Genomic DNA, 9,010 nt, shown 5'->3' on the forward strand with positions numbered 1-9,010 from the left:
CCACCGATCAGGAGACCGGGGTACGCACGAAGGAGCCGCTGCGCACCCTCGGGCGGCACCGCAACGTCAAGCAGAAACTCCTCTTCGGACTGAACCTGGTGCCGATCGACAGTGGACCCCTGGCCGTGGGCGCCCCGATCGTCGTCGAGCCCTGACCCCGCCAGCAACCGGCAATCCGCACCCCCTCATCACCGTCCGTCGATGCTGTCTTAGCTTTGGCTTAGCCCGCTTGTCGGCACCCGCCAGAATCCGGCAGCATCGCCGTCGTGCCGGACGGAAGCGTTGTCGACATCACCATCGACCTGGACCATCCCCCAACGGACCGGCCGGCACCGTCGTCCGGCGCGAAGCCCTGGCTGGTCGCCACCGGCGTCACCGTCCTCGCGGCGACGCTCGGGCTCACCCTCGCCCTACGCTCCGGATCCACCCCGGCCTGCGCCGCCGGCCGGACGCTCGCCGCCGCGCCGCCCACCGGCAACGCCACGCACACCGGAAAGGCGACCTTCTACGACTCCAAGGGAGCCGGCGGCAACTGCTCGAACCCGTCCGCCCCGGCCAACCGGCTCTACGTCGCGCTCGGGCCGACGGAATACTCCGCCGGTGCCGCCTGCGGCGGATTCCTCGACGTCGTCGGCCCGAAGGGCACCGTCCGGGTGCTCATCATGGACCAGTGCCCGGAGTGCCAGCCCGGCCACCTCGACCTGTCCCGTGAGGCGTTCGCCCGGATCGCCGACCCGGTCCAGGGCGTCGTTCCGGTCACCTACCGCGCGGTCGTCAACCCCCCGCTGCCCGGACCACTCACCTTCCGGATCAAGGAGGGCGCGTCGCAGTGGTGGTTCGCCGTCCGGGTCGGCAACCACGGCAACCCGCTGCGGTCCGTCGAGGTCCGGCAGAGAGACAGCGACCCCTGGCAGCCGGCCGCACGGCAGGACTACAACTACTGGTTGATCGCCTCCGGCGTCGGGCCGGGTCCGTTCACCCTCCGGGTCAGCGACGTGTACGGCAACCGGGTCACCGTCGGCGGCATCCGGATGGCCCCGGGCCAGGTGCAGAACAGCACGGTCCGGATGTACGCACCCGGCGGCGCGGCGGCGGCCACCCGGCGTCCCGCCGCGTCGACCCGACCGCCGAGCAACCGACCCGCCGCCACGCCGACGCCGACCCGTCGCCCGGTCGAGGTCGCGAAGGCGAGCGCGCCGGCCACCGCCACGTCGACCACCAGTTCGGCCCAGGCGAACGCCCGTCGGTGCGTCGGCTGACCACTCAGTCGGCCACAGCCAGATCGAGCCACATCAGGATCTCGTCCCGGTCGTCATCGGGGGCCACCCGCAACGCGCCCGGCAGACGGCCGATCTCCCGATACCCGAGGCCGGCGTAGAACCTGTCCAACCCCAGCCCGTCGCGCACCGTGACGTGCAGCGCCTCGTGGCCGAACGCCCTGCCCAACCGGGCCGCCTCCGTCATCAGCGCCGCGCCGTAGCCGGCGCCCTGGGTGTCGGGGTGGACCATCACCCGCTTCACCACACACCAGTGCGTCTTGAGCGCGAACCGGTTGTCACCGAAGATCAGCATCGCCGCCAGCCGGTCACCGGCGTAGCCGACCAGCAGCCGATCCGGCCCGTCGGTGATGCCCGCGAAGGTCGGCTCGGCGATGACGTGCACGTCGGCGGTGCTGACCGGTGGCACGAAACCGACGGCGCCGCCGGCGTTGCTGACGTCCACCCAGAGGTCGACGATCTCGGCGCGCAGCTGCGGGGTCAGGTCGGGGTCGAGGACGAAGCGCAGACTCACGCCCGCCATCCTGACCCGATGACCAGGCCCGCGACCCACGACAGTGACGCGCCCAACAACAGTCCTGGCTCTGACCGAGCCAGGATCCGTCGTCATTCAATGGCGATGTGGGGCCGACGGGATTCGAACCCGCACTGGTGCGGACCTAAACCGCATGCCTCCTGCCGTTGGGCTACGGCCCCTTGAAGCTGAACTCCACCAGCGTCCACGGCCACTCCATCCGGCGCGGCAGTCGCCTGCCCAGTGGGAAGCCGGTGGGAGTAACCGCATCAGGATCGTAGACCACCTCGGGCGCAACGACCGCAGGCCGTCGCTGACCTGCGTAGGTGGAGGTCTGGCTGTGGCAATTAGGGCAGAGCAGACGGAGGTTGCGTGGTCGGTTGTCGAGAAAATCGCCATTGATGTGGTCGACGTGCAGCGTCAGTTTGGCGCCTTGCCACGTTGACCCCGTGCCACACACCTCGCAGGTCTCGGGTAGGCCGATTGTTGCCAGGGCGCGTTTGAGGCGGACTCCCGGGATTCGCCGAGAGTCGGGCGGCAGCACCACCAGCAGTTCCGTCGGGGACACCCGTCGCCACCGCACGCCTCGATTGTGTGCCTGACCGGTGAAGTGTGACGTGTCGATGCCGAACCGCTTGAGCTGCCGGCTGATGTGCGCGTGCGAGCCGCCGCTGACGCGTACGCCGAGCAGCCGCATCACCTCGGTGATGTTGCGGGCGGCGGCGGCAGCGGCGGCGAGCGCTTCGGGCGTGTACTTGTATCGAACCACTGACGGACCGTAGCGAACCGGTACGACAGGTCAGTCCAGGCCGAGGTCGCGGCGGAGTTTGGCGACGTGCCCGGTGGCCTTGACGTTGTAGAGCGCGCGTTCGATCTTGCCGTCGGCGTCGATCACGAAGGTCGAGCGGATCACGCCGGTGACGGTCTTGCCGTACAGCTGCTTCTCGCCGTACGCGCCGTAGGCGATCAGGACTGCCTTGTCCGGGTCCGACACCAGCGGGAAGGTGATCGCGTCGCGCTCGCGGAACTTCGCCAGCTTCTCCGGCTTGTCCGGGGAGATGCCGATGACCTCGTAGCCGGCGGCCTGGAGGGAGGCGAGCGAGTCGCGGAAGTCGCAGGCCTGCTTGGTGCAGCCGGGGGTCATCGCGGCCGGGTAGGCGTACAGGACGACCTTGCGGCCTCGCAGGTCGCTGAGGGAGAGCTGGTCGCCGGTGTCGGTGCCGAGGGTGAACTCGGGGGCGGGGTCACCGGGGGAGAGGCGGTCGGGCGCGGTCATGGCCCCGACCCTACCGCCGTGCCGGGGGGTGCCGCGCCGGCGACCAGCAGCAGGCGGTCGGGAAAGCCTGACCTGGAAAGGTGATCAAGCCCATGCCTTGTTGCCAGAGTCTGGCAACAACGAGGCTTGGGAAATAGGCTGACCCATGCCGGCCCGGTCGGGTCCGCTCAGGCGTGGGAGGTCGCGTGGAGACACTGGCGATGCACATCTCGAACGGGATCATCGACGGTCCCGTGGCAGCGGTCTTCGCTGCGCTCGCTCTGGCCGCGCTGACCGTCTGCGTTCTGCGCGGTCGACGGGACCTGGACGACCGACTGGCCCCGATGGCCGGCCTGGTGGCGGCCTTCATCTTCGCCGTCCAGATGCTCAACTTCCCGATCTTCACGGCCGGTGTCAGCGGGCACCTGCTCGGTGGCGCGCTCGCCGCCATGCTGGTCGGCCCGTGGGTCGGCGCGCTCTGTGTGGCAGTGGTGCTCGTCGTGCAGGCGCTGATCTTCGGCGACGGCGGCGTGGCGATGCTCGGCCTCAACATCACGAACATGGCGTTGCTCGGCACTGCCGCTGCGTACGCGCTGATCGCGCTGCTGTTGCGGGTGCTGCCCCGCACGCGGGCCGGCCTGGCCGTGACCGCGTTCGTCGCCGCGATGCTCAGCGTGGTCGTCGCCTCGCAGGGCTTCGTCCTGCAGTACTGGCTCGGCGGCACCACCGACCTGGGCGGCAACCTGGCCGGGCTGGCCGGCACCATGGCCGGCGTCCACCTGCTCATCGGCATCGGCGAGGGCCTGATCACGGCGACCACCGTGCTCACCGTCGCGAAGGTGCGCCCCGACCTGGTGTACGCGCTGCGTTCCCTGCGTACGCCCGCCGTCCCCGTCGTCCCGGTCGCCGGAGGTGTCCGATGAAGAACCGCTCCTGGGCCTTCCTGGCCGGCGGCCTGCTGGTCGCCCTGCTGCTCGCTGGTGTGGTCAGCAACTACGCCTCGTCGCACCCGGACGGGTTGGACTCGTCACTGCTCAAGGGCTGCACCGTCGACGCCGACGACAACATCGTCGGCGGGAGCTGCCCGGCGCAGCAGGCCCGCGACCACGAGTTGGCCGACAGCCCGCTCGCCGACTACGCCGTCCGCGGTGTGCAGAACAGTTTCGTCTCCACCGGCCTGTCCGGGGTGCTCGGTGTGCTGGTGACCTTCGCGATCGGCGCCGGCGGGTTCTGGCTGCTCCGCCGCCGGGGCACCACGCCGACCGACGGTGCCGCGCCGACGCCCACGCCCACCGACGGTGACGCGGCGGTGCCCACGCCCACCGACGGTGATGCGACAGCGTCGCGCGCCGGCACGGCCAGCTGAGCAGGGGTACGCGGATGGGTGCCGGTCACGGGCACGTGCTGTACCGCGAGTCGGACTCGCCGGTGCACCGGCTCCCGCCCGAGGTCAAGATCGTGGCGATGGTGGTCTTCACCATCGCCGTGGTGGCCACCCCGCGCGAGGCGTTCTGGGCCTTCGGCGCGTACGCGGTGCTGGTGGCCGTGGTGGCGGCGCTGGCCCGGGTGGGGCCACGGTGGTTGCTCAGCCGAGCGTTGATCGAGCTGCCGTTCGTGCTGTTCGCCGTCGCCCTGCCCTTCCTCGGCAGCGGCGACCGGGTCGAGGTGCTGGGTCTGCGGCTGTCCGAGGACGGGCTGCACGGCGCGTGGAACATTCTGGCCAAGGGCACCCTGGGGGTGCTCGCCTCGCTGCTGCTCGCCGCGACCACCACCACCCGGGACCTGATCGTGGGGCTGGACCGGCTGCACTGCCCGCAGGTGCTCACCCAGATCGCCACGTTCATGCTGCGCTACCTGGACGTGCTGGTGGGCGAGGCCCGGCGGATGCGGGTGGCCCGGATCTCCCGGGGCGACGACCCGCGCTTCCTCTGGCAGCTGCGTGGCTTCGCCGCCGGGATCGGGGCGTTGTTCCTGCGCGCCTTCGAGCGCGGCGAGCGGGTCTATCTGGCGATGCTGTCCCGGGGTTACACCGGGCGGATGCCGGCCGTGTGGCAGGGCGAGGGTGCGGCGAGCGCCGGTCAGTGGCTGGTCGCGGCTACCGTGCCGGTGGTGGCGGCCTCCATCGCCGCCACCGCCGTCGTCCTGTCATGATCGGTGTCGTGCAGACCGCTGTCTCGCTCGACGTTCGGGGTGTTCGCTACGCGTACCCGGACGGGCACGTCGCCCTGCAGGGGGTTGACCTGGTCGTGCCGCGCGGCGACCGGGTGGCGCTGCTCGGGCCCAACGGCGCCGGCAAGACCACGCTGGTGCTGCACCTCAACGGCATCCTCAGCCCGACCGAGGGGAGCGTGAGCGTCGGCGGGCTGACTGTCACACCGGATCGGGCCACCCTGGCCGAGGTGCGTCGCCGGGTGGGCATCGTCTTCCAGGACCCGGACGACCAGTTGTTCCTGCCCACGGTGGCGGAGGACGTGGCGTTCGGGCCGGCGAACCTGGGTCTGCGGGGGGCCGAGTTGGCCGCCCGGGTGGACGAGGCGCTCGCCGCGGTGGGGATGGGTGAGCAGCGGGACCGGGCCCCGCAGCACCTGTCGTTCGGGCAGCGCCGCCGGGTGGCGGTGGCCACGGTGCTCGCCATGCATCCGGAGATCCGGGTGCTCGACGAGCCGTCGTCGAACCTGGACCCGGCGGCCCGTCGTGAGCTGGCCGAGATCCTGCGCGGTCTGCCGGTGACCCTGCTGATGGTCACGCACGACCTGCCGTACGCGGCGGAGCTGTGTGAGCGCTCGGTGATCCTGGACGGCGGCCGGATCGTCGCCGACGCCCCCACCAACACGCTGCTCAACGACCCCACCCTGCTGGCACGGCACCGCCTGGAACTGCCCTACGGGTTCACCCCGCAGCCGTAGACCCACTCTCGGCGGGCTCGACCCGTGGTGCGGCCGCAGTGCTGCGGGAGGCGGCGTGCAGGCGCAGGATGCCGGCGGCTGTCGCGCCGGCGCCGGTGAGCAGGAAGAGCGCCACCAGCTCGCGGGCGGTCGTCGGCGGCCAGGGCACCGGGGCGATGGCGCGGGCGAACACGGCGGCGTTCGCCGCTCCGGCGAAGAGCGCCAGGCATGCCCCGGCGAGCGCGACCACGAAGTCGGCGGCCGGGCGGCGGCGTAGCGCGTACCAGCCGGCGGATATCGCGCCGAGGCCGGTGAGCAGGGACCAGATCTGCCCGGACAGCAGCCCGACCAGCACGCCACCGACGCCCTGGGCGCCGGCGTCCAACTCGCGTCCCACCGGGTAGCCGACGGCCAGCGCGCCGCCGACCATCAGCAGCACGCCCAGCGCGGACAGCGCGCGGGCGCCGGCCGGGGCGGTGGCGGGGAGCAGGCCGAGCGCGCCCACCGCGAGCAGCCCCACGATGGTCACCGCCCACCAGGTGTACGCGTCCGGTGGCGGCACCCAGTCCAGCGTGCCGCCGATCGCCACCGGGTCGGTGCCGTCGCGCAGCGGGATGCTCCAGTTCCGGACCCGGTGTTCGCGCTCCGGTGCGGCGCGGACGGCGGCCGGTGGAGCGGACTCCTGCCACAGCGCGCGCTGGTCGTGCCATCGTGCCGTGGTGCCGTCGGCGATCCGCCGCCAGACCGGTGCGGCGGCCGGGTCGGCCTCGGCCGGGAGCGCGGTCTCCCCGGTGATGGTGCTGTTGAGGTACGTGGCGGGGGAGCGGCTGTTCTCGAAGACCCCGTCCGGGCCGACGCGCAGGTACGGCTCGCCGGAGTAGCCGATGACCTCGATGGTGCGGCCGGTGTGGTTGGTCAGCTCCAGTCGGGCACCCGCCTCGATGACGCGTACCTCAAGTCCTGGCCGCGCCGGTGCGACGCCGGTGGTCCGGGTGCGGTAGTCGGTGCCGTCCGGGGCGTCCGCGCCGTGCGCGGCGGCGGGCGCCGCGCTGATCACTGTCGCGAGGCCGGCCGCGGCCGCGACCAGGCCGGCGCGGCCCAGCAGGGTACGGATCACTTGCCGGCCGCCGCCACGGCTGCGGTGAGCGCGTCCGGGGTGGGGTTCTCGACGGCTTGACCGTTGACCCTGACGGTCGGCGTGCCGGTGACGTTGTTCCGGCTGGCGTCGTCGGTGACGTGTTCGGTCCACGTCCGGTACGTCTGGTCCTTCACGCAGGTGCCGAAGGAGCCCCGGTCGAGGCCCACGCTGGTGCCGATGTCGATCAGCTGGTCGTCGGTGAGCCCGGCGCTGCCCTCGGGTGGCTGTTGGGCGAAGAGCGCCTTGGCGTACTCGTGGTACTTGCCGCCGGCCGCGGCGCAGCCGGAGGCGGCCGAGGAGCGGGTGGAGTACTCGGTGGTGGAGAAGCGGTTGAGGTACGCGACCGGGTGGTAGACGACAGTTGCCTTGTTCTCGGCCACCAGTTGTTCGAGCGTCGACCCGCTGGTCTGCTCGAACTGCTTGCAGGCCGGGCAGAGAAAGTCCTCGTAGACGTCGACGGTGACCGGGCCGTTGCCGGTGACGATGCCCGTGCCGGCGCTGTTGGCGCCGGGCGGGGTGGTGAAGTCGTCGGAGCGCTGGTTGGACCAGACGGCCCAGCCGACGACGCCGGCGATGACCAGGACGACGACAGCGGCGGCGGAGACCCAGATCGTGCGGCGGCGACGCCGTTCGCGGGCCAGTTGCTCGCGGACCACCCGGGCGGCGTCCCGCTGCCCCTTGCGACTACTCATCCTCGTCCTCCACAACGGGTTCGCCGGACAACCACCCGTCCACCGATACCGGCGTACGCGGCCAGATCAGCAGAAATCCGGCTAGAACCAAGAATCCCAGGTCCCGGAGGATCTCCGGGAGGTAACTGGGTGCCTGCCCGGCCGCCAGCTGCCCGCCGCTGCCGAAGCAGCCGCAGTCGATGGCCAGCCCCCGCGACCAGGCCGAGGCGATCCCCGCGATGAAGACCACCAGCAGTGCGGCGGAGACCCCGGCGACGAGCCGGGTGGCCAGACCGAGCAGCAGCAGCACGCCCAGTGCCAGCTCGACGAAGGGCAGGGCCGCGCCGATCACTGTCGCCACGTCGGACGGCAGCACCTGGTAGGCGTTGACCGCCCGTCCGGAGGCGGCGAGATCGCTGACCTTCGACGCGCCGGCGACCAACCAGACGGCGGCGAGGCCGAGTCGGGCGGCGATGCCGAGCCAGGGGCGGACCACTGGCCACCGGCCGCCCCGGGTGGAAGGTGTCACGCTCATTTGTCGTCCCGTCCGCGCCGGAAGTTCCACTGTCAGCCGGTCAGGGCGTCGCCGACCGCCTCGACCAGGTCGTCGCGGGCCCGGGCGACCCGGGAACGGATGGTGCCCACCGGCACCCCTTCGACGGCGGCGGCCTCGGCGTACGACAGGCCGAGCAGTTGGGTGAGCACGAACGCGGAGCGCCGCTCGGGACCGAGGCGGCGGACCAGGTCGGCGGCGCCGAGCTGGCCGGCCGGGTCCGGGTGCGGTCGATCGGTGTACGCGTTCGCCGTCAGTCGCTCGTCGAGCCGCCGACGCCGGATGACAGTGCGTAGGTGGTCGGCGCAGGCCCGCCGGGCGATGCCGAGCAGCCAGGTGCGGGCGCTGGAGCGACCCTCGAACGCGGGCAGCGCCCGAAACGCCCGCAGGTAGGTCTCCTGGGTCAGGTCGTCGGCGCTGTCCGGGTCGACCAGGGCGGCGGCGAACCGCCAGACGTCGGCCTGGGTCAGCCGGACGAACGCCGCCTGGGCGGTGGGGTCACCGTCGCGGGCGATCAACGCCCACCCGGTTGCCGGGTCCCGGGCGACGTCGTCGACCGGCTCCGCCGGACCGGCGGCACCGGAGTCACGCGGGACAGGGATCACGACACACCAGGTTACGCGGCACCGGGCGACGCGTCAGGGTCGTTCGGCCCTTGGATGGTCTGCGCCACGTCGGGAACTTTTCCCCGACCCGGGCCGACTACCCGTTCATGAC

General features: G+C 72.0%; 12 protein-coding genes, 1 tRNA gene and 1 pseudogene. 6 read left to right on the forward strand and 8 right to left on the reverse strand.

Annotated features, from left to right (window positions below; all coding sequences use genetic code 11):
• Positions 1-155, forward strand: a pseudogene (locus KBX53_RS12735) (MOSC domain-containing protein); the annotation flags it as partial.
• Positions 156-266: 111 nt separating this feature from the next.
• Positions 267-1,259 carry an expansin EXLX1 family cellulose-binding protein gene (locus tag KBX53_RS12740; protein WP_210859340.1) on the forward strand — a complete coding sequence of 331 codons (993 nt, stop codon included), beginning with the start codon at positions 267-269 and terminating at the stop codon, positions 1,257-1,259.
• A gap of 4 nt (positions 1,260-1,263) precedes the next feature.
• Here the strand turns inward: KBX53_RS12740 and KBX53_RS12745 are convergent, their stop codons facing one another.
• The 4 genes from KBX53_RS12745 to bcp form a co-directional block, all read right to left on the reverse strand.
• Positions 1,264-1,791 carry a GNAT family N-acetyltransferase gene (locus tag KBX53_RS12745; RefSeq protein ID WP_210859343.1) on the reverse strand — a complete coding sequence of 176 codons (528 nt, stop codon included), beginning with the start codon at positions 1,789-1,791 and terminating at the stop codon, positions 1,264-1,266.
• 108 nt (positions 1,792-1,899) lie between these two features.
• Positions 1,900-1,973, reverse strand: a tRNA-Leu gene (locus KBX53_RS12750).
• A complete protein-coding gene (locus KBX53_RS12755; protein WP_209444544.1) occupies positions 1,964-2,560 on the reverse strand; it encodes an HNH endonuclease in 597 nt (198 codons plus the stop codon). Before KBX53_RS12755 ends, KBX53_RS12750 begins: the two co-directional genes overlap by 10 nt.
• Before the next feature lie 30 nt (positions 2,561-2,590).
• Entirely contained in the window at positions 2,591-3,067 is a 477-nt protein-coding gene (gene bcp / locus KBX53_RS12760) for a thioredoxin-dependent thiol peroxidase (protein WP_210859345.1), read from the reverse strand.
• A 185-nt stretch (positions 3,068-3,252) separates the two neighbouring features.
• On the opposite strand from bcp, the gene KBX53_RS12765 reads away from it, so the two are divergent.
• Genes KBX53_RS12765 through KBX53_RS12780 form a run of 4 tightly spaced genes read left to right on the forward strand, consistent with a single transcriptional unit; the run spans position 3,253 to position 5,952 of the window.
• The gene (locus tag KBX53_RS12765) at positions 3,253-3,969 is read left to right on the forward strand and encodes an energy-coupling factor ABC transporter permease (protein ID WP_210859347.1); all 717 of its coding nucleotides are present in this window, start codon (positions 3,253-3,255) and stop codon (positions 3,967-3,969) included.
• A complete protein-coding gene (locus KBX53_RS12770) occupies positions 3,966-4,412 on the forward strand; it encodes a PDGLE domain-containing protein (RefSeq protein WP_247675529.1) in 447 nt (148 codons plus the stop codon). The genes KBX53_RS12765 and KBX53_RS12770 overlap by 4 nt, the downstream gene beginning before the upstream one ends.
• A gap of 14 nt (positions 4,413-4,426) precedes the next feature.
• Positions 4,427-5,197: a cobalt ECF transporter T component CbiQ gene (gene cbiQ / locus KBX53_RS12775; protein ID WP_210859349.1), complete on the forward strand. Its 771-nt coding sequence runs from the start codon at positions 4,427-4,429 to the stop codon at positions 5,195-5,197.
• Entirely contained in the window at positions 5,194-5,952 is a 759-nt protein-coding gene (locus KBX53_RS12780; RefSeq protein ID WP_210859352.1) for an energy-coupling factor ABC transporter ATP-binding protein, read from the forward strand. Before cbiQ ends, KBX53_RS12780 begins: the two co-directional genes overlap by 4 nt.
• Here KBX53_RS12780 and KBX53_RS12785 read toward each other — a convergent pair.
• The 4 genes from KBX53_RS12785 to KBX53_RS12800 are packed head-to-tail and all read right to left on the reverse strand — an operon-like array spanning position 5,936 to position 8,898.
• Positions 5,936-7,048 carry a hypothetical protein gene (locus KBX53_RS12785; RefSeq protein WP_210859353.1) on the reverse strand — a complete coding sequence of 371 codons (1,113 nt, stop codon included), beginning with the start codon at positions 7,046-7,048 and terminating at the stop codon, positions 5,936-5,938. The genes KBX53_RS12780 and KBX53_RS12785 overlap by 17 nt on opposite strands.
• Complete coding sequence (locus tag KBX53_RS12790; RefSeq protein ID WP_030331213.1) at positions 7,045-7,761, reverse strand: thioredoxin domain-containing protein; 717 nt, start codon at positions 7,759-7,761, stop codon at positions 7,045-7,047. The genes KBX53_RS12785 and KBX53_RS12790 overlap by 4 nt, the downstream gene beginning before the upstream one ends.
• A complete protein-coding gene (locus tag KBX53_RS12795; protein WP_210859355.1) occupies positions 7,754-8,275 on the reverse strand; it encodes a MauE/DoxX family redox-associated membrane protein in 522 nt (173 codons plus the stop codon). Before KBX53_RS12795 ends, KBX53_RS12790 begins: the two co-directional genes overlap by 8 nt.
• Positions 8,276-8,307: 32 nt before the next feature.
• A complete protein-coding gene (locus KBX53_RS12800) occupies positions 8,308-8,898 on the reverse strand; it encodes a sigma-70 family RNA polymerase sigma factor (protein WP_210859357.1) in 591 nt (196 codons plus the stop codon).
• Positions 8,899-9,010: the final 112 nt, after the last annotated feature.

Origin of the sequence: Micromonospora sp. M51 (assembly GCF_018070305.1) — a bacterium.
Taxonomy (GTDB): Bacteria; Actinomycetota; Actinomycetes; order Mycobacteriales; family Micromonosporaceae; genus Micromonospora; species Micromonospora parva.